This is a genomic window from Limosilactobacillus gastricus PS3, assembly GCF_000247775.1.
Lineage (GTDB): Bacteria > Bacillota > Bacilli > Lactobacillales > Lactobacillaceae > Limosilactobacillus > Limosilactobacillus gastricus_A.
Genome location: NZ_AICN01000047.1, coordinates 1 through 17668, shown reverse-complemented (window position 1 = coordinate 17668; position 17668 = coordinate 1). Strand labels below are relative to the sequence as shown.

The following is a 17668-nucleotide window of genomic DNA, read 5'->3' as shown; positions in this document are numbered from 1 at the left end:
ATGGCATATGAGCAAGTTCGTGATTATTTTGAAGGACAAGGATTAGGAGATCGGGTATTGCGCTTGACCGATGCTAGCGATACGGTGGAACATGCGGCACAAGCAATTGGCTGTGAACCGGCCATGATTGCGAAAACTTTATCATTTTTAGTGGATGGTGAACCGATCTTAGTGGTGATGGCGGGAGATCAAAAAGCTGATAACCGCAAATTTAAACAAGAATTTGGCACTCGGCCACGGATGATTAAGTATGATGAAGTGGAAAGCTATATTGGTCATGCCCCTGGGGGTGTTTGTCCCTTTGCGGTAAAAGCGGACGTTAAAACCTATTTAGACACCTCATTAAAACGATTTACGGATGTTTATCCAGCTGCTGGAGATGGTAATAGTGCGGTACATCTTACCATTGCCGAGTTAGAAGAGCATGCCCATAATCAAGCCTGGGTTGATGTCAGTAAGAGCTAAAAAAGATGAAGCTGGAATTTTCACAGCTTCATCTTTTTTAAATAATCTGGTAATCAATCAAATAATTGGCGGTGTCCAATAAAGTGGTTTCAAGGGGACGTGGTGCCCAATGTAACAGATTAATCGCCTTCGTATGGTCACGATGATAGTGTAAACCGACCATGGTATTGATAATTTTCATTTGATCTTGAAATGTGGCAAGGAATGAGACCAAAAAGTTAGGGATGGTGATGGATTTAATTTTCCGCTTGGGATACTTAACTTTTAAAAACTGAGCAATTTCGGGCATGGTGATTTCTTTGGTTTCGGCAATCAAACGTTGATTATCGGCTTGTGGATTTTCCATCGCGAGGAGATGGAGTTGAGCTAAATCACGGACATCAACGATGGGATAAATGGCTTTCGGGCATGGTGAGTTTTTGAAGATCATTTCAAAGATTTGGTCGGTACTACTACGTCGGCCGGCCATGAAGGGACCGATGATCGCTCCGGGTAGAATCGTAGTTAGTTTGGTAAAGTTTTGTTGATTAATTAGCTGCCAAGCAGTTTGTTCTGCGATAATTTTAGATTTCTGGTAATTAGTCAGCCAACGGTTGTCTAAGTCGGTCCAAAAGGTCTCGTCAATATTCGGGCGTGAGTCCTTTTTATCTGGATAGTTAGCGGCCTCACTAGATGTCATCACGACTTTTTTGACTTTTGCCCGGATCGCGGCACGAAGAACATTGCTGACCCCATCTTTAGCAATGTTAATAAGCTCAGGATCGCTGTGGTGATGTCCACCGAGGGGTGAAGCTGCATGGATCAGATAATCAACGCCATCCATTGCCTGATCCCAGCCATCGGGATTCGTTAAGTCGGCAACCGCAAGGGTGAGTTGTTGCGTATCAACTCCTTCTTGATGAAACATCTCTCGAATTGTCTCGGCTTTTTGCGCATTGCGGATGGTGGTTCGGACCTCATAGCCTTGATCCAGTGCTTGCCGAATAATCCAGCCAGCTAAAAAACCAGTCCCGCCAGTAACCAAAATTCTTGTCATTTTAAATACCTCCGAAAATATGCAACACGAGTTGCTAAAATTATTTAAGATAAATATAATGGAGAAGTTAGCTAGAAACAAGCATCAATCAATTAGTGAGTGAAACTTATGCAACATAGGAGGTCAAGGTGTTGCCAAAAACAGCAAAAAAGTTAGATCGACGGACAGTCTATACGCGCATGGTTATCAAAACCGCCTTATTTGATCTATTGGCAGAAAAACAATTATCTAAAATTACGGTGAAGGAGATCTGTGAACGCGCGCAAATCAATCGAGCAACTTTTTACCGTAATTATTTAGATATTTACGATTTGTATGAAAAGATCGAAACCGAATTAACCACTGATATTTTTGCGGATAATAAGCTGGAGAATAGTCGCTATCAATTATTGGAAGTGATTTATCATCATCAGGCCTTTTATCGGGAATTTTTTAATTCGCAATTAGAAAGTAAATATATTAAGGATACCGTGGCTGGTTTAGCAGACCAGATGAAAGCGATCTTGATTAATCGTGGCAGTTTTGATGAAGCAACCTTTGAACTTACTTATCAATATAACTATTATGGCGTCATTGGAGTGATTAAAGAATGGCTAAATGCTGGATGTCCAGTTGAACCACACGAGTTTGGGGATCGGCTATTTGCCATTGTCGAAAAGCAGTACCAGGAATAGAACCAACTGAAAAAGCAATAGGTTGTTTTAGGTTAGACTCACGGGGCAGGCTTTTATGACCGCAAAAAGCGACTGGGAAGAAATGAATTCGTTTCTTCCCAGCCGCTAGTTTTATTTAACAATCAGGACATCACATTTCGAGTGACGAACGACATAACCGGTATGAGAACCAATTAGCATGGCCTTGACCCGGTTAATCCCCGTATTTCCTAAAATGATGAGATCGATATTAAATTCATTTGGTAACTCGCTTGCTAGCAGGGTTCGAATATCACCGAGCCGTGGGACGGCCTGTACGTCCTGAACCCCCTGATCATGGGCTTGTTCAATTAAGGGCACAAGTTCTTGGACGGCTTTAACATATAGATCTTGATAAAAATCGTCATTGACATTAAAGGTAACGTCCATTCCACGATCCCGATTGACAACACGGGTGAGATAAAGAGTCGCATTGAGCGCTTTGGCCAGTGCTACCCCTGTATCATAAGCCCGAGTCGAATTATCGGATCCATCAATCCCGACTAATATTCGCTGATATGTCATGATTGCAACCTCCTAATCGGCATTAATTTTAGAATGCTTACGACCGTATGCGAAGTAAAGAGTAAGACCGATGGCCAGCCAGACGAGGAATCTCACCCAGGTTTCCCAGTTTAGACCCGCAATTAAGACTAAGCAAAAACCAATGGATAGGAGAGGTGTAAAAGGTACTCCTGGAGCCCGGAAACCACGTTTTAAATCAGGTTGTTTCCGGCGCATGTATAAAATCCCGGCCGAAACTAAGATAAAGGCCGTTAAGGTCCCAATATTAACTAATTCCGACAAGATGTTTAAGTTGATTAAGCCACCAGCTAGGGCCGTTACGATTCCGAAGAACCAAGTGCCCTTGGCGGGCGTTTGATATTTGGGATGAATGTCGCTAAAGAATTTTGGAAAGAGACCGTCTCGCGACATTGAATATGAAATCCGGGATTGACCGTATAAACAGACTAGCATGACCGTCGTCATCCCTACAATGGCGCCTAGACTAACGATGATTGATAACCATAGTTGGCCCGTTTTATGCAAAACTGCCATAATTGGGGCGTTTAGGTAATTGGCAAAGCCGGTATATTTGACGATTCCCGTCATAATTAAGGTCATAATGACGTATAAGATGAGCGAGATTACAAGAGACAAGATAATCCCTCGGGGAAGCGTCTTGCTAGGGTTAATGGTTTCTTCGGCGCTGGAAGAAACAGCGTCAAACCCAATAAAGGAGAAAAAGACAATGGATGCGGCCGGGATAATTCCCGTAGCGGTTCCGCCGTGGTAGGAATACCAACCGTATGGGTTGAAGGGGTGCCAGTTAGCGGCTTTAACGAACCAAACTGTGCAAATGATGAAGAGGAGAACAACGCCAATTTTGATAACAACCATCACATTGTTGACTTCTTTAGTTTGGGTAATTCCAATCGAGATAATCCAAGTGATGATCAAGACAATTAAGAAGGCGGGTAAATTAAAATAAGTGGTTACTCCCGGGGTTGTACCTGCCGCTGCCGTGAGGATCGTGGGGAGGTGAATACCAAAATCATCGAGAAGACTGACCAGGTAACCCGACCACCCCGCCGAAACCGTTGCCGTGGCAAGAGAATACTCTAGGATGAGATCCCAACCGATAATAAAGGCAATAATTTCACCAAAGGCAATGTAAGAATAGGTATAAGCTGATCCCGAAATCGGAGCGAGCGAGGCGAATTCAGCATAACAAAGCGCCGCAAATCCACAACAAATCCCGGCGATTAAAAAAGAAACTGACAGGGCGGGACCAGCTGTGAGGGCCCCTTTACCCGTTAAAACAAAAATCCCGGTACCGATGATGGCCCCGATTCCTAAAAAAGTTAGATCCATCGTTCGTAAAGTTCGCTTCAGAGGCGAACGCTGATGTAGTAAGCTATTAACATCCTTTTTGCGGAAGATTGAAGATCCCATATCCATTGACTTCCTTTCGTAAAAAATTAAAACTAAATTAGAAATTAATTAGAATTGTAGTTGGCGAAAGGAAATCCGTAAAGATCTTAAATGTAATTACGTGAATTAAAAAGTTTTGTAACTGAGCCAATTAATTTTATTAGGTAACGCTAAAAATGAAAGCGAATAAAAATAACCACTGCCATGAGCAGTGGTTAGAGGTTTGACATATTAATAAGGAAAATCCGTTAAACGATCATCAGCGGTAATTTGACGAATAACTCGCGCTGGCGATCCGACTGCTAAACAATTATCCGGAAGATCCTTGGTTACTACTGAACCTGCCCCGATAACACAGCCTTCACCAATAGTCACCCCCGGACAAACCGTTACATTCGCGGCTAACCAACAATTATCACCAATGGTAATGGGTTGTCCATATTCATAATTAGTTTCACGACCATCGGCTTGTAAACGAACATTACGTTGTTGAAAGGTGAGCGGATGTAAGGGAGTGGCAATTGTTACGTTGGGTCCAAGCATGACATTATCGCCAATTTTAACCGGACAAACATCGAGAATAGTTAAGTTGAAATTAGCGTAAAAGTTTTGACCGACGGTAATGTTATCGCCGTAATCAAATTGAATGGGTCCTTGGAAATAAGCACCTGCTCCTTGATGGGGGACTAAAGTCGTGATAATCTCCGTGCGCTTTTGAACATCACTTTCCGGAGTTTGATTATATTCTAAACATAATTCGTGGGTTTGTTGGCGATGCTTTGCTAAATCAGGGCTACTAGGATCATAAGGTCGGCCGTTCAACATTTTTTGACGATTCGTATCCATAATGGCACTTCCTTTTTGCTTTGATTATAGCAAATCCCAAGCTAATTATTGAAGACCATCCCATTCATCCTTAAAGTCATCTAAAAAATTAAGCATCACTATTTGGCGATCGGTGGCAATTTGGCGAGCCGCCGGCGTATTCAACATATCTTTGATTTTGAGCAGTTTTTCATAGAAGTGATTAATGATGGTCTCATCAGCTAGATTTCGGTAACTCTGCTCATCAAGATGCTCGCGGGGTGGGATCGAAGAATCATAAATCTTTTCTTGGTGCCGGGCGCCATAATAAATGGCGCGGACAATGCCAATTGCGCCAATCGCATCTAACCAATCGGCATCTTGAACGATCTGACCAGCTATTGATAAGCTCGGCCGCTCCCCATTTAGGGTTTTGGCAAAGGACATTTGCGTAATGATGTCCATGACAGCGTCGATGTCGGAAGGATTGATTTGGTTCGTTTGCAAAAAGGTCCGTAATTTGGTTACCGCTTGGTCCTGATCAGCAACTAATTTGGGATCGATCGTATCATGAAGATAAGCGGCCATCACCGGAATCGTTGCATCTACTTGTTCAGCCTCGGCTAACCGGGTTGCTAGATTAACAACCCGCATGACATGATCCATGGCGTGGCCAGTTTGATCGTCATTCAGCGCTGCTTTTGCGTAGGCCTTAATGGCATCTAATTGGTGATTATTAAGCATAGGCTCCCCTTAAATGACTGGATAAGGGACGTTTGGCTGGGCCATCGGATGATTAAAATTGAAATCCGCAAGCTGGTCAAAATCATTCGGTTGTAGCCAGGTGCTGACGCCACGTGCGAGCATAAGGTTAACCTCATAATCTTCCGCCGGTTTCTGGGAAAAGGGGAGCAGGATAATCGGTTTATGTAAGGCGACAAACATCCCAAATTCAAAAGCAATCCCAACGTCTTCTTGATCCATATCATAAAGCGCAACACAAACATCACTATTACCCACGGCATTGACGTCGTTATTGTAGGTTGCCACTTGCCATTCTAAGGTTCCAAAAACTCCCGCTGGGTCATGGTCGATGAGGGCATCTTTATACTGAAAATCAAATGGTTGGTGGACGACCCCGACCGTTGCGTTCGTTTCTAAGACCTCGAGTGCCTTGGTAACTCGCGCTTTTTGTTGGTCGTTAAAAAAACTAGTGGCCAAATAAACTTTGGTAATCGGTTGAGCTTGTGTGTTCTTCATCTTAGCCCTCCTTGAGCTGGTTTGATAGCTGTTGATATTGTGAAAGCTGAATTGAACCCAGATTGAATAATTCGTCGTAAATGGACTGAAGCACCGTCTGTTGGTCAGCGGTATTATTCATAAAGTCATACTGATCTCCATCAATGATTAACAAAGGCGAAGCATCGTACTCATCTTTCCAACGGTCATAATATGATAATAGAGTTTGGTAATAATCAACCAGGGAAGCATCATTTTCAATCTGCTCATATTCACGGCCCCGCTTTTTGATCCGTTTAACCATGGTCTCGTATGAAACGTCGATCATGATCATTAGGTCGGGCGCTTTTTTGTGAGCCGCGTAGGGGAGTTCCTCTAACATATTATTGAGCAATGATTTATAGATGTCGTATTCGACTTTGGTGGCGTTCCCCATATCGGTATTCATGCGCATGAAGATTTCGTCTTCATAAATGGAACGATCTAAGATATTGTTGTCGTTTTGCATGGCTTGTTTAATCATAGCAAACCGCCGATTTAAAAAGAAAGTCTGGAGTAAGTATGCGTAAGGGTTGGTAGCATTCTGGTCCCCAGCTGCTCGCTTTTCCGCCGCAATTTCGTTGCCTTTATAAAATAAGGGGAGGACCGGATTGTCATCCACGGGTTCAAAAAACGGTTTCGTACCGAGTCGATCGGCTAAAAGAGTAGTTAAACTGGTTTTACCAGAGCCAATAATTCCACTTAATGTAATCAAGATAATATTCAACTTCTTTCTATATAAGGCATCCCTAATTGGATCTTAATGCGAATTTTTCAACTCATCTATCTTAAAATGAATTATCCAAAAACACAAGATCTTGTGTTTTGGTCTTAATTGTGCATACTAGATCTAGTTTTGGTAAAGAGTCAAAAAGAAAATTTCTGACATAGCTGTTATGGGTGAGTATAATAAAGGCGATGGAATGGAGGATGGAGCAATGGCAACGCAAAAGCAAGCGCGAACTCGGCGGGATATTATTATGGCGATGGAGCGCTTATTGTCGGAACAAAAATTTGAGGTAATTACAATTAATGAAATTTGCCAAGAGGCCTTAATTACCCGCAGTACTTTTTATCGTTATTTTCTTGATAAATATGAATTAACGGAAGCGCTCATTCAGTATTTGGGCGAGCGGGATTTAATTATGCTTGATCAGGGATCGCTAATTGCCCAAGTTACCAAGTTTGTTGACAAGAATGTCAAAATTATTAATAACCTAAATCCTTCAAACCAACACAAAATGAATTTTTATGTTGAATTTGTTAAGTTAGTGGAAAATTCCTTACAGGCCTATTTTGAGATTAACCATGACCATCAAGACGATCCCTTTATTCGGTTGTTTCAATCGGTGGATGACCGTGATTTATGGATCAAGTTTGTTGCAGGTGGCTTATCATCAATTATCATCAATAACCCTAACCCCGATGATCATTTTCGGCAAAAGGAAATTATTGATTTTATCTCAGAACTAACGGATCGTTTAGTGAAATAACACAAAAAGACACTATTGTATGATTTTAGAACAGTAGTGTCTTTTCGTTGCTTGGATTCGATTTTATAGCTCCCTAAAATAAACACTTATGAGAGAACTTAGCTAGGGAGATGAATAGATGTTTAATCGAATTGCACATCATATTTTAAAACATGCCAAATGGTACTTGACCGTTATCGCGATTTTAACGGTGGCCTTTGGTTGGGGGATGACCCGTTTAACTATTAAGATGGGAAACGAGGTCTTTGTTAATAGTCATTCAGCTATTTATAAGCATACGCAAACCTACCAAAAATACTTTGGAGGGGATGCCGCCTATTTGATGCTCAGTGGGAGACAGTCAGATATTATTTCCCACCAAACGATGCAAAAGGTGGCTAAATTTAGTGAAAAAGCCGAAAAAGTTGATAACGTAAAGTCAACGACCACGATTGTTAACTCCTTAAATCAATTATTAGCCAAAACTGATTTTGCTTCGCTAATGGGATCGATGTCCGATCAAGAAGTGACAAAACTAGAAAAAGATGTCCAGGCTAATTTAACGACTAGTCAGCAAAATCAACTAGTAAGCCAGGTACAAGCCTCCTTAACTAGTGATCAAACTAGTCAAGTTAGCACGTACGTATCTTCATTATTAACCACGGATCAGCAAAGTCAGGTGACGACTTATACTAATAGTCTCTTGACAACTGAGCAAACGACAACCATTCAGCAAACGGCCATGGGACTATTAACCACTCAGCAACAGGCACAATTAGCACAAGCCGCCGCTAGTGGTCAAGATACCAGTAGTTTGTTACAAACTAGTTTAACCAGTGAACAGCAAGCTCAAGTACAAGCAGCCACCTTAGCCCAATTAACTGACCAACAAAAACAAGCGGTCCAAGCCTATACCTTGACCTTGTTGACGGATCAACAAAAGCAACAAATGCAAACCTATACTTTGTCGATCTTAAATGATCAACAAAAGTCAGCCATGATGAGCGCGGCGGTGAAGATGTTGCCTAAGGTTCAAGATATGTCAACGAGTCTCTTGCGGGATATTTTGTTGGATCAAAACGGGAAGGTACGGAGCCAATTCCAACAATTGTTACCTCAAAATGGCCGGAATATGCTAGTGCTGGTTAATACGACCAGCGCTTCGATGAACATGGTCACGGATGTCCAATTACGGACCGACCTGCATCAAGCTTTGCAACAGACTCATTTTGGAAAGACTTATCGGGTGCGCTTTGGTGGGCAGCCATTAATCCTCGGGGAAGTTAATAATGTCGTTTGGCATACTATGGGTGAATTACTAATTTTCGCCGTGGTGTTGATGATTGTGGTCTTAGCAATTATCTTTAAGGTCCGTCGTCGATTATTATCATTAGCTTTCGTGCTCATTGGTTTGATTTGGACTTTTGGGATTATGGGCTGGCTTGGTATTCCGATTACGATTGCGACTATGGCGGTCTCGCCAATTGTGATTGGGCTAGGGACCGACTTTGGGGTCCAGTTCCATAATCGATACGAAGAGGAATTTAAGAAGAGTCATGATTATCAAGCAGCCACCTATGCTGCCATTCCTAAAATTGGGCCTGCGGTGGGTGTGGCCTTAATCATGATGACCCTGAGTTTCTTGACGATGATTATCTCCAAAGCTCCGATTATGCAACAATTTGGGGTTACCCTAGCCTTCGGGGTCATTAGTGTTTATCTTGTGGAATTCGTCATGATGTACACTATTAATCCCCTCCGCGATCGGCATTTCAAAGCTAAAGATGCTAAACTACCAAAGCCTAGTCGTGTTGGGGGAATCTTAGCCCGGTATGCTAATTTTGTGATGAACCATGCGGTGATTGTCTTGATTTTGGGAGTTTTGATCGCGGCCACTGGTTTTTGGGCCGAAACGAAAATCCCAACCGAAACGAGTTTGATTAAACTAATTCCATCCAATATGTCATCGCTGGTTCAAACCAAAGGAATTCAACGGCATGCCGGTTCGACCACTTATTTGACTTACCTCGTTAAGGCGGATGATGTCCGGCAAAAGGATAATCTAGAGAAGATTGAGCAACTCGGTAATCAAGTTAATCGTAAATATAAGAATGTAGAGAGTGTGCAAAGTATCGCAACCGTTTATAAGGAAATCGATGGTAATTATGCGGGTTCACAAAGCCAAATCAACACTCAAATCGCTAATTTACCAACCACTCTGACGGATACCACCATTAGCAAAAATCATCATTATGCTGCTATTCAATTTAAGGTTAAGCGTAATTTATCATCTAACCAAGAAAATAAATTGATGAAACAAATCAATCATCAGATTGCGGGTAAGCAGGGCCAGTTGACCATTTCGCCGGCGGGTTCTACCATGATGCAATTAGTTGGGGTGCAAAATATGACCGCTAATCATTATTTGATTATTGCTGCCGGATTAGTAATTATTTTTGTTACGCTTTTGATTGTTTATCGTAGTATTAAAGTGGCTTTATCACCATTATTGCCTATTGTGGTGGTCTTGGGAGCTTCCCCGTTAACCATTTGGTTGCGCGGGGGCCAGTATAACCCAATAACGATTGTTTTAAGCTCATTGGTCTTAGGGATCGGGATTGAATTTACGATCCTGCTTTTGGAACGGTATCAAGAAGAAATCCAGAATACCGATACCCGAAGAGCGATGTTGCGGTCGGTTCAATCAGTTGGATCAGCCATTACCGTTTCCGGGCTTACGTTAATTGTTGGCTTCGTTTCCTTAATGTTTGTGAACTTCCCTGGATTAAATGCTCTCGGGGTAAGTACGGTGATGGATACCGCCTATTCCTTAATTGCGGCCTTAACCTTCATGCCAGCAATTATTCAGTTAACGCGGGATCGAAAAAAGGATCAAGATACAAAGTAAATATTAACCAATAACGACCTTGGAGATCATTAGGACGATCTACAAGGTCGTTTTATAGTTGACAATGTCAACTATTTCAATTAAACTAAAATAGTTGATTAAATCAACTAAAATAGGAGGGCGAATAAATGAATGATAATGAAACAATTCATAGTATTCGAGCATTCAATCGAATGTATCTTTCCGCCATGAATTTGTTAGGTAATCATTATTTGGGTTCTGATTATTCGATTCCGGAAATGCGAGTGCTGTTCGAGATTCATGAACATGCAGGCTGTACGGCAGCTGAAATTGCGAAAACCGCCAACGTTGATAAAAGTTTCCTTAGTCGAATGATCAAAAAAATGATCAAACAAGGCCATCTCAAAAGAGTGGTATCAAAAACAGATGGTCGCTCTTATTGTTTGTATCTAACTGATGACGGGGTTAATCAGGTTGATTTATATATTAAGCGCTCGGATGAAGAAATCGGGAAAGTGATTGCCCCGCTTAACAAAAATGAACGGGCCCGTTTTTTGACGGCGCTAAATACTGTTCAAGAATTATTGAATACTATCAAAGAAAAGGAGCGTCATAATGGAAATTCGAGAAGCTAAACCAGGTGAAGCCGGACTAGTGGTTAATTTTTACTATCATTTATTTGCGGATCAATTTAACTTTCGACCATTGACCGAACAATACTTTTTGCATGCGATGGAAGATTATTTTAATGATCCCAAGGGAAATATCTTATATGTGGCGGAAGAAAACGGTCAAATTTGTGGGTCCGTTTGTATTGCTAAAACTGATGAGCATGCAGCCCAACTACGGATGTTTGGCGTTGGTCAAGCGCTGCAAGGTCAGGGAGCAGGGAATCAGTTAATGACGAAAGCCATGGATTTTTGTAAAGAAAAAGAGTACCAACACGTGATACTCTGGACAGTTGATATTTGTAAGGCAGCTAGGCACCTATATGCGAAGTTTGGATTTCAGAGAACGGATGAAAAACCAAACGATTCTTGGGCTGATTATCAGATGACGGAAGAACTTTGGGAATATAATAGTTAACAACGATGAGCTGGGAAGGAATAATAGTTCCTTCTTGGCTTTTTTATTTGGCGAGTGATGAAGTAAGCCGGAAAATTCCATCATAAAGGAGCTGTTCATCATTAATCTCGGGGACTTGGACATCGGCTTGTTGCAAGCTTTGGATTTGTTTTTGATTGGGGTGCATATAGGGATAAAAGCCCAGGCTATAAATTAAGAAGTGAACAATAAAGCAATCCCGGTCACTCTTGTTAGATTGAGGGAAGGTGGTGGTTAATCCCTGTTCAAAAGCATCAAAAATAACGGCAGTCCGTTTTTTAAAATCAACTAGATGCGCGGGGTCACTATTTTGCTCAATAATCGTATTTTGGATGGATAATAAACGAAGAAATTGCTTTTGGGATAAGAGGGTGGTCGCCAAAATTTTACAAAAAGTGACCCGATCCATCTGATCATGAAACTGATTGAGTAAGGTGTCATACCAAGTCAAATATTCTCGCTCAATTAAATCTAAAAAAATATCTTCTTTCGTTTTGTAATAGGTATACATTGTGGTCCGCGAAATAGCAGTTTCATCTGAAATCATTTTAAGGGTAATCTCGTCATAACCATGATTATCGAAAACTTTACTACAAGCATTTAAAATGTCATTTTGCCGTTTTTGGATTTGATTGTTAGTCCGTGCGCGTTGAAAAGCCATAATTTAACTCCTTTTTTTATTGATTTTAGAAAATAGTCGACATTTTGTCAAATAATACTTGACATCATGTCGACTATTAACTATAGTGTGTACATAGCCGACATGATGTCGATTAAAAATTTTTTGGAGGAATTACTAATGCAAAAATTAAATTTAACACAAGAATGGGATAAGACTTTCGCTCAGAGTTCACTAGTTGATCATACCAAGGTAACTTTTGATAACAGTTATGGCTTCACTTTAGCCGCTGACTTATACAAACCAAAAGACCTTGAGGGTAAATTACCTGCGATTGCAGTCGCTGGTCCATATGGAGCGGTTAAGGAGCAGAGTTCTGGCTTATATGCACAGACGATGGCAGGAAAAGGCTACCTGACCTTAGCTTTTGATCCATCTTTTACTGGTGAGAGTAGCGGGAGCCCAAGAAATACGACCTCACCAGAAATCAATACTGAAGATTATTCAGCCGCCATTGATTATTTGGTTAGTCGATCCGATGTCGATGAAGATAAATTAGCGATTATTGGAATTTGTGGCTGGGGTGGAATGGCGCTTTCTGCGGCTTATGCCGACCCAAGAATCAAGGTAACGGTTGCCTCTACGACTGCTAACCTAAATGCAGAAGCGGGGCAAAACCGTTCACAAACCTTGCAATACATTGCGGCACAACGGACCGCGGTAGCTAAAGGCGTGAAAGCAGCCACGATGCTATCAGTCCCCGAAGAAATTAATGATGAAACGCCACAACCATTAAAGGACTTTTATCACTACTATCGGAACCCAGAACGTGGTTACCATCCTCGTTCAATTAATTCCGGGATTGCCGTTTCACCAATTGCGACCCGTGGATTTGTCCATTTTTCAATGTTTGATTACATTGGTGAAATTGAAAATGCGGTTTTAATGGTTCATGGTGAAAATGCTGTCACCTATCCAGCCGGTAAGGCATTATTTGAACAATTAACGGGTGACAATAAAGAGTTCTATACAGTTCCAAACGCAATTCATACTGATTTATATGATCAAGTCGACAAAATTCCGTTTGCTAAAATTGACGAATTTATTAAGCGTCACTTGTCAGATTAATAAATAGGGGGCTAGTGAATGAAACTTTTCGGAAATAATCAGCGCCGGAATCAGACCCGAACCATTTGGTGTCAAAATAACCGGGGACAAAAAATTTATGGGAAAGTACATTTGCCCCAAGGAGATGGTCCCTTTCCCTTAGTCATTTTCTCGCATGGTTACGGCTATAACAGCTCCTTTATCGAGGCTGATCGGTTAGCACAAGCCGGGATTGCCGTTTATGAATTTGATTTTTGTGGGGGGAGTCCCTGGTCACGGAGCCAAGGTAAATCCACTGAAATGTCGGTTTTAACGGAAGCAGATGATCTCGAAGCAGTGCTAGATGAATTAAAGGGGCAAGCTTTTGTTGATCCACAACGAATTTTTCTCTCGGGTGGTAGTCAAGGCGGTTTTGTTTCAATCATTGTTGGTGCTCGCCGGCAAGCAGACATTCAAGGGATGATTCTATATTGTCCCGCATTAGTTATCCAAGATTTTGAAGAAGTGTATTTACAAGGGCGGATGCCAGAAAAAATGAAGTTTGGTAATATGACCATTAGTCGCAAATACTATACGGATGCTCACGAATACGACTTACAAAAGGCAATGGTAAGTTTTGAGAAACCGGTTTTATATTACCAAGGTGATCAAGATGAAATGGTACCGCTACGCTATGCTTATTATGCACAAGAGAGTTTCCCAAAGATGGAATTAACAATCCTTAAAAATACGAGACATATGTGTAACTACGGGAATGAGGAGCGTTTATTTGCCGATATGAAAGATTTTGTTTTATTGTAATGAGAAAACTGGGTAACTCTTGGGAGCTACCCAGTTTTTTGATGATAATTCTTGAGTCACCAGCGCTAAAGTTATTATAATTTAGTTATCACATTACTGGAGGCGTTGACATGAAATATCAAACGATTGATGTTGAAGGTATCAAGATTTTTTATCGCGAAGCAGGGGATCCAGCAAAGCCAACCCTGCTTTTACTGCATGGTTTTCCCTCTGCTAGTCATATGTTCCGCGACTTAATGCCCGCCTTGGCAGACCACTTTCATCTGATTGCTCCCGATTATCCAGGCTTTGGGCAGAGTCAAAGCCCGGATCGGGACCATTTTAATTATACATTTGACCATTTAGCCCAGGTGATGGACCATTTCTTAGACCAGTTGAAGATTAACCAGTTCTTGATGTATGTCTTTGATTATGGCGCGCCCATCGGTTTTCGACTGGCAAGCTGGCACCCAGAAAGAATAGCTGGTATTATCAGTCAAAATGGGAATGTTTACGAAGAGGGGTTAGGGCCGAAGTGGACCCAACGAGCTGAGTATTGGCAACACCCTACTCCAGAATTACGGCGCCAATACCAAAGTGCCTTTGCTAAGGAGACGGTGATTGGTCAATATACTTATGGAACTCCTGCCGGAAGCGTCTCGCCGGATGGTTATTCGCTGGATCTATACTATGCGGCCACGATTGACGACTATGCTGAGAAACAATCTGATTTAATCTTAGATTATCAAAGTAATGTTCGTTTGTATCCACAATTCCAAGCTTACTTACGCCAATATCAACCAAAACTACTGGCGATTTGGGGAAAAGAAGATCCATCTTTTATTTGGGCGGGGGCCGAAGCCTTCAAAAAGGATCTCCCAGCCGCAAGGATTATTCCAGTAGCTAGTGGGCATTTTGCTTTAGAGAATTGTTGTTCCCAAATTGCGACTGAAATTATTAAATTTTTTGGATGAATAGAAGAAAAGGAAACGTGGAAATATGAGGTTATCAGCCGAACAAGAAAGTCGAATTCAAGCCAATATCCGTGCAATCCAAAAGTTAAATAACAGTTCCTTGTCAGATGCGGAAATTCGGCAAAATCTAAGTGCAATTATCCAATCGCCGATTGATGAAACGAATACGATTCGACTACCATTGTTTGTAGATTCCGGCGTTAATATCCATTTCGGTAAACATGACTTCATTAACGTTGGCGTAACTTTAGTTGATTTAGGCGGGATCTATTTTGGTGATCAGGTTTTAGTGGCGCCTCAAGCGAGGATATTAACTGTTAATCATCCTTTTTTAGATCCCCAGATACGTCAAGCAGGGGATTTAGAATTACATGCAGTTCATCTAAAAGACAACTGTTGGATTGGAGCCGGAGCAACGATTTTACCGGGGGTCACGGTGGGGACGAATGCGATTGTGGCTGCCGGGGCGGTGGTGAGCCATGATGTTCCGGATAATGCAGTGGTTGCTGGATTGCCAGCAAAAGTGATTAAATATGTATAAGCAATAAGGCTGGAAAGCAACGAATTTGAAGTTTCTTTCCAGCCTTGTGTATTTTTAGATTGAATTATTGATTTGATCAACTAGTTGGCGCGGATTTTCAACTCCGATCACAATACGATCGTAATCTTCATCATGGAGTTGAATTACCACTGGTTTACTAGTGCGCTTAATATTAAAGAAGGTTTTATCACCACCTAAATAAAAGGTGCCAGCATAATAGATGCCAGGAATGGCAGTTCCAGGATTTCGAAAGCCTTGCACAAGTTGGCCGAAGATCCCTTCATCAATCGTGGCACCACTAATGTGGTCAAGCGGGATACTAAGTTGACGTTTGACGGCCCAGACTTTATCAAGTCCTTGGGGTTCAATAATTAATTGTTGATTATTGATGGTTACGCGGTTTTCCATGATGAGCTCCTTCCAGTTGACCATGTTTTAAAATGGCTTGGCCTAACAGATTAACTAAAGTGGACGACGAATATTGTTGACTCCAGTCCGTTACTATTTGATTGATTTTTTGATCGTGGCTAGTCAAGTCCATTAGAGCGATGATGACTAAGTCAATCGTTGTATCGCTGGTCGGATCATCGCTGGTGGCCTGTTCTAAAGCAGCTAGAAACATTCCACGTTTGCTGCCAAAGCTGGCGTATAAGCTGCCACGTAAGAGTCCAGTTGCTTTTACTAAGTCATCCAGTGAGGTCCCTTCATAGCCATACTGGATGAAGGTTTGGCTAATGGTTGAGATGACTTTAACTTGATCAAATTTTTTATTTCTTCCCATGACCTTATTATAAATTATTTTTGAATGCTTGGTCAATAATAAAATTGAATGACTAGTCAAAAATAAAATAATGGTAGAATATAAATATAAGGAGGTGCATTATGCGACCGGCAGTACCAATGTTAAATGATCAGCTCACGGCCGATGAATTCTTGCAGATGATTGTCACTAATTTTCAATCGGTAGTTTTTGGGACAGTAGATGTCTACGGGGATCCCTTTACCAATGTAGCTGATCTAGAATTATGCATTGATCAACAATTGATTTTTGCGACAACCTATCAAAAAGCTTTTTACCAGCGCTTGAAAGGCCATCCGCGCCTTTCCGTCACTGCTTTACGAGGAGAAGAGACCTTAGAGAGTGTCGGTTTTACTTTGAATGGTCTGGTGAAAGAAGTTAACCGGGATTATTTAGATCAAATTTTTGCGCTTCATCCCGAAATGGAGCAAATCTCGGCCAATCAGAGCGAACGCCGGGAATTGTTGCGACCCTTTGCGATCACCCCTTTGAATGGTTCGGTCTATGATCTGCGGCAACAACCAATATTTCAAAAGCGCTTTGATTTTGGAGAAGGTTAATGGATAAAGCAGCAATTTTAAAATTAGTAGCAGAAAAATATAATACTCAGCCGGAGGCGGTCTTCAAAAAATATCCTGACTACAAAGTTTTGCGGCATCAGCGCAATCGAAAATGGTATGGTCTGTTGATGGATGTGACGGGGGATAAGCTGGGATTAGCTGATCAAGCAGAATACGCAGTATTAAATGTGAAATTGGATCCGGAACAAGTGGCCATTTTACAAAAAGCGGCTGGTTTTCTACCAGCCTATCACATGAATAAACAGTATTGGCTTTCGATTTTAATCGATCAGGTCTCAGATCAACAAATTGAAAGTTTACTGGACCAAAGTTATCAACTAACTGAATAGGAGGATGAAATGAGTTTAACAGTTAATCTATACTATACAGGCCAAAATGGGGCGGCCCAAAAATTTGCTCAAGCTATGGAAGCACAAGGAATCGCCCAACGGATTCGTCAGGAAGCAGGGAATGAAAAATATGACTACTTCATTCCAATGGATGATCCAGAAACCGTGATGTTAATCGACCAATGGACTGACCAAGCGGCCTTAGATCGTCACCATGCTTCGCCAATGATGCAAGAATTAGCACAATTACGGGAACAATTTGATTTGCATATGCGGGTAGAAC

23 protein-coding genes are annotated in these 17668 nt (G+C 41.6%); 13 read left to right on the top strand and 10 right to left on the bottom strand.

The window, feature by feature from the left end; translation table 11 throughout:
- Complete coding sequence (locus PS3_RS05450) at nucleotides 1-465, top strand: YbaK/EbsC family protein (RefSeq protein WP_040468286.1); 465 nt, start codon at nucleotides 1-3, stop codon at nucleotides 463-465.
- 37 nt (nucleotides 466-502) lie between these two features.
- Here PS3_RS05450 and PS3_RS05445 read toward each other — a convergent pair whose 3' ends face one another.
- The gene (locus PS3_RS05445; protein WP_040468285.1) at nucleotides 503-1501 is read right to left on the bottom strand and encodes an NAD-dependent epimerase/dehydratase family protein; all 999 of its coding nucleotides are present in this window, start codon (nucleotides 1499-1501) and stop codon (nucleotides 503-505) included.
- Between the two features lie 131 nt (nucleotides 1502-1632).
- On the opposite strand from PS3_RS05445, the gene PS3_RS05440 reads away from it, so the two are divergent.
- On the top strand, nucleotides 1633-2175 hold the full coding sequence (locus tag PS3_RS05440) for a TetR/AcrR family transcriptional regulator (RefSeq protein WP_050950855.1): 543 nt from the start codon (nucleotides 1633-1635) through the stop codon (nucleotides 2173-2175).
- 111 nt (nucleotides 2176-2286) lie between these two features.
- On the opposite strand, the gene PS3_RS05435 is transcribed toward PS3_RS05440, so the two are convergent.
- The 6 genes from PS3_RS05435 to PS3_RS05410 form a co-directional block, all read right to left on the bottom strand.
- Nucleotides 2287-2718: a universal stress protein gene (locus tag PS3_RS05435; RefSeq protein ID WP_007122293.1), complete on the bottom strand. Its 432-nt coding sequence runs from the start codon at nucleotides 2716-2718 to the stop codon at nucleotides 2287-2289.
- Between the two features lie 12 nt (nucleotides 2719-2730).
- Nucleotides 2731-4149 (bottom strand): amino acid permease, encoded by a 1419-nt coding sequence (locus PS3_RS05430; RefSeq protein WP_007122292.1) that lies wholly within the window; start codon nucleotides 4147-4149, stop codon nucleotides 2731-2733.
- A gap of 210 nt (nucleotides 4150-4359) precedes the next feature.
- A complete protein-coding gene (locus PS3_RS05425) occupies nucleotides 4360-4974 on the bottom strand; it encodes a sugar O-acetyltransferase (protein ID WP_007122291.1) in 615 nt (204 codons plus the stop codon).
- A gap of 45 nt (nucleotides 4975-5019) precedes the next feature.
- Nucleotides 5020-5676, bottom strand: a complete 657-nt coding sequence (locus PS3_RS05420) for an HD domain-containing protein (RefSeq protein ID WP_007122290.1) — start codon at nucleotides 5674-5676, stop codon at nucleotides 5020-5022.
- A gap of 9 nt (nucleotides 5677-5685) precedes the next feature.
- A complete protein-coding gene (locus PS3_RS05415; protein ID WP_007122289.1) occupies nucleotides 5686-6192 on the bottom strand; it encodes a nucleoside 2-deoxyribosyltransferase in 507 nt (168 codons plus the stop codon).
- Nucleotide 6193: 1 nt separating this feature from the next.
- Nucleotides 6194-6925 (bottom strand): deoxynucleoside kinase, encoded by a 732-nt coding sequence (locus tag PS3_RS05410; protein WP_007122288.1) that lies wholly within the window; start codon nucleotides 6923-6925, stop codon nucleotides 6194-6196.
- Between the two features lie 223 nt (nucleotides 6926-7148).
- Between PS3_RS05410 and PS3_RS05405 the strand changes: the two genes are divergently transcribed.
- The 4 genes from PS3_RS05405 to PS3_RS05390 all read left to right on the top strand — a co-directional run bounded on the left by PS3_RS05405 (nucleotide 7149) and on the right by PS3_RS05390 (nucleotide 11637).
- A complete protein-coding gene (locus tag PS3_RS05405) occupies nucleotides 7149-7703 on the top strand; it encodes a TetR/AcrR family transcriptional regulator (RefSeq protein ID WP_040468283.1) in 555 nt (184 codons plus the stop codon).
- A gap of 118 nt (nucleotides 7704-7821) precedes the next feature.
- A complete protein-coding gene (locus tag PS3_RS05400; protein ID WP_040468281.1) occupies nucleotides 7822-10590 on the top strand; it encodes an efflux RND transporter permease subunit in 2769 nt (922 codons plus the stop codon).
- A gap of 128 nt (nucleotides 10591-10718) precedes the next feature.
- Nucleotides 10719-11186, top strand: coding sequence for a MarR family winged helix-turn-helix transcriptional regulator (locus tag PS3_RS05395; RefSeq protein WP_040468279.1), 468 nt, complete (start codon nucleotides 10719-10721; stop codon nucleotides 11184-11186).
- Nucleotides 11167-11637, top strand: a complete 471-nt coding sequence (locus PS3_RS05390) for a GNAT family N-acetyltransferase (protein ID WP_040468278.1) — start codon at nucleotides 11167-11169, stop codon at nucleotides 11635-11637. Before PS3_RS05395 ends, PS3_RS05390 begins: the two co-directional genes overlap by 20 nt.
- Nucleotides 11638-11680: 43 nt before the next feature.
- On the opposite strand, the gene PS3_RS05385 is transcribed toward PS3_RS05390, so the two are convergent.
- A complete protein-coding gene (locus PS3_RS05385; protein ID WP_040468277.1) occupies nucleotides 11681-12316 on the bottom strand; it encodes a TetR family transcriptional regulator in 636 nt (211 codons plus the stop codon).
- Nucleotides 12317-12454: 138 nt separating this feature from the next.
- Between PS3_RS05385 and PS3_RS05380 the strand changes: the two genes are divergently transcribed.
- The 4 genes from PS3_RS05380 to PS3_RS05365 all read left to right on the top strand — a co-directional run bounded on the left by PS3_RS05380 (nucleotide 12455) and on the right by PS3_RS05365 (nucleotide 15676).
- Nucleotides 12455-13402: an alpha/beta hydrolase gene (locus PS3_RS05380; protein WP_050950854.1), complete on the top strand. Its 948-nt coding sequence runs from the start codon at nucleotides 12455-12457 to the stop codon at nucleotides 13400-13402.
- Nucleotides 13403-13420: 18 nt separating this feature from the next.
- Complete coding sequence (locus tag PS3_RS05375) at nucleotides 13421-14182, top strand: alpha/beta hydrolase family protein (protein WP_050950853.1); 762 nt, start codon at nucleotides 13421-13423, stop codon at nucleotides 14180-14182.
- A gap of 110 nt (nucleotides 14183-14292) precedes the next feature.
- Complete coding sequence (locus PS3_RS05370) at nucleotides 14293-15135, top strand: alpha/beta fold hydrolase (protein ID WP_040468274.1); 843 nt, start codon at nucleotides 14293-14295, stop codon at nucleotides 15133-15135.
- Nucleotides 15136-15160: 25 nt separating this feature from the next.
- The gene (locus PS3_RS05365; RefSeq protein ID WP_007122286.1) at nucleotides 15161-15676 is read left to right on the top strand and encodes a DapH/DapD/GlmU-related protein; all 516 of its coding nucleotides are present in this window, start codon (nucleotides 15161-15163) and stop codon (nucleotides 15674-15676) included.
- A 54-nt stretch (nucleotides 15677-15730) separates the two neighbouring features.
- On the opposite strand, the gene PS3_RS05360 is transcribed toward PS3_RS05365, so the two are convergent.
- Entirely contained in the window at nucleotides 15731-16084 is a 354-nt protein-coding gene (locus tag PS3_RS05360) for a hypothetical protein (RefSeq protein WP_040468272.1), read from the bottom strand.
- A complete protein-coding gene (locus tag PS3_RS05355) occupies nucleotides 16059-16457 on the bottom strand; it encodes a TetR/AcrR family transcriptional regulator (protein ID WP_040468271.1) in 399 nt (132 codons plus the stop codon). Before PS3_RS05355 ends, PS3_RS05360 begins: the two co-directional genes overlap by 26 nt.
- 101 nt (nucleotides 16458-16558) lie before the next feature.
- Between PS3_RS05355 and PS3_RS05350 the strand changes: the two genes are divergently transcribed.
- The 3 genes from PS3_RS05350 to PS3_RS05340 all read left to right on the top strand — a co-directional run.
- A complete protein-coding gene (locus PS3_RS05350; protein WP_040468270.1) occupies nucleotides 16559-17035 on the top strand; it encodes a pyridoxamine 5'-phosphate oxidase family protein in 477 nt (158 codons plus the stop codon).
- The gene (locus PS3_RS05345) at nucleotides 17035-17385 is read left to right on the top strand and encodes an MmcQ/YjbR family DNA-binding protein (protein ID WP_040468268.1); all 351 of its coding nucleotides are present in this window, start codon (nucleotides 17035-17037) and stop codon (nucleotides 17383-17385) included. Before PS3_RS05350 ends, PS3_RS05345 begins: the two co-directional genes overlap by 1 nt.
- A 9-nt stretch (nucleotides 17386-17394) precedes the next feature.
- Nucleotides 17395-17668 (top strand): putative quinol monooxygenase (locus PS3_RS05340; protein ID WP_040468267.1); only part of this gene is annotated, 274 nt, incomplete at its 3' end.

Excerpts from the sequence above, each read along its gene's own strand:
- PS3_RS05365 (WP_007122286.1), top strand. The coding sequence starts at position 15,161 with ATGAGGTTATCAGCCGAACAAGAAAGTCGAATTCAAGCCAATATCCGT.
- PS3_RS05360 (WP_040468272.1), bottom strand. The coding sequence starts at position 16,084 with ATGGAAAACCGCGTAACCATCAATAATCAACAATTAATTATTGAACCC.
- PS3_RS05370 (WP_040468274.1), top strand. The coding sequence starts at position 14,293 with ATGAAATATCAAACGATTGATGTTGAAGGTATCAAGATTTTTTATCGC.
- PS3_RS05420 (WP_007122290.1), bottom strand. The coding sequence starts at position 5,676 with ATGCTTAATAATCACCAATTAGATGCCATTAAGGCCTACGCAAAAGCA.
- PS3_RS05405 (WP_040468283.1), top strand. The coding sequence starts at position 7,149 with ATGGCAACGCAAAAGCAAGCGCGAACTCGGCGGGATATTATTATGGCG.
- PS3_RS05375 (WP_050950853.1), top strand. The coding sequence starts at position 13,421 with ATGAAACTTTTCGGAAATAATCAGCGCCGGAATCAGACCCGAACCATT.
- PS3_RS05350 (WP_040468270.1), top strand. The coding sequence starts at position 16,559 with ATGCGACCGGCAGTACCAATGTTAAATGATCAGCTCACGGCCGATGAA.
- PS3_RS05435 (WP_007122293.1), bottom strand. The coding sequence starts at position 2,718 with ATGACATATCAGCGAATATTAGTCGGGATTGATGGATCCGATAATTCG.
- PS3_RS05430 (WP_007122292.1), bottom strand. The coding sequence starts at position 4,149 with ATGGGATCTTCAATCTTCCGCAAAAAGGATGTTAATAGCTTACTACAT.
- PS3_RS05415 (WP_007122289.1), bottom strand. The coding sequence starts at position 6,192 with ATGAAGAACACACAAGCTCAACCGATTACCAAAGTTTATTTGGCCACT.
- PS3_RS05400 (WP_040468281.1), top strand. The coding sequence starts at position 7,822 with ATGTTTAATCGAATTGCACATCATATTTTAAAACATGCCAAATGGTAC.
- PS3_RS05425 (WP_007122291.1), bottom strand. The coding sequence starts at position 4,974 with ATGGATACGAATCGTCAAAAAATGTTGAACGGCCGACCTTATGATCCT.
- PS3_RS05385 (WP_040468277.1), bottom strand. The coding sequence starts at position 12,316 with ATGGCTTTTCAACGCGCACGGACTAACAATCAAATCCAAAAACGGCAA.
- PS3_RS05345 (WP_040468268.1), top strand. The coding sequence starts at position 17,035 with ATGGATAAAGCAGCAATTTTAAAATTAGTAGCAGAAAAATATAATACT.
- PS3_RS05450 (WP_040468286.1), top strand. The coding sequence starts at position 1 with ATGGCATATGAGCAAGTTCGTGATTATTTTGAAGGACAAGGATTAGGA.
- PS3_RS05395 (WP_040468279.1), top strand. The coding sequence starts at position 10,719 with ATGAATGATAATGAAACAATTCATAGTATTCGAGCATTCAATCGAATG.
- PS3_RS05380 (WP_050950854.1), top strand. The coding sequence starts at position 12,455 with ATGCAAAAATTAAATTTAACACAAGAATGGGATAAGACTTTCGCTCAG.
- PS3_RS05355 (WP_040468271.1), bottom strand. The coding sequence starts at position 16,457 with ATGGGAAGAAATAAAAAATTTGATCAAGTTAAAGTCATCTCAACCATT.
- PS3_RS05390 (WP_040468278.1), top strand. The coding sequence starts at position 11,167 with ATGGAAATTCGAGAAGCTAAACCAGGTGAAGCCGGACTAGTGGTTAAT.
- PS3_RS05445 (WP_040468285.1), bottom strand. The coding sequence starts at position 1,501 with ATGACAAGAATTTTGGTTACTGGCGGGACTGGTTTTTTAGCTGGCTGG.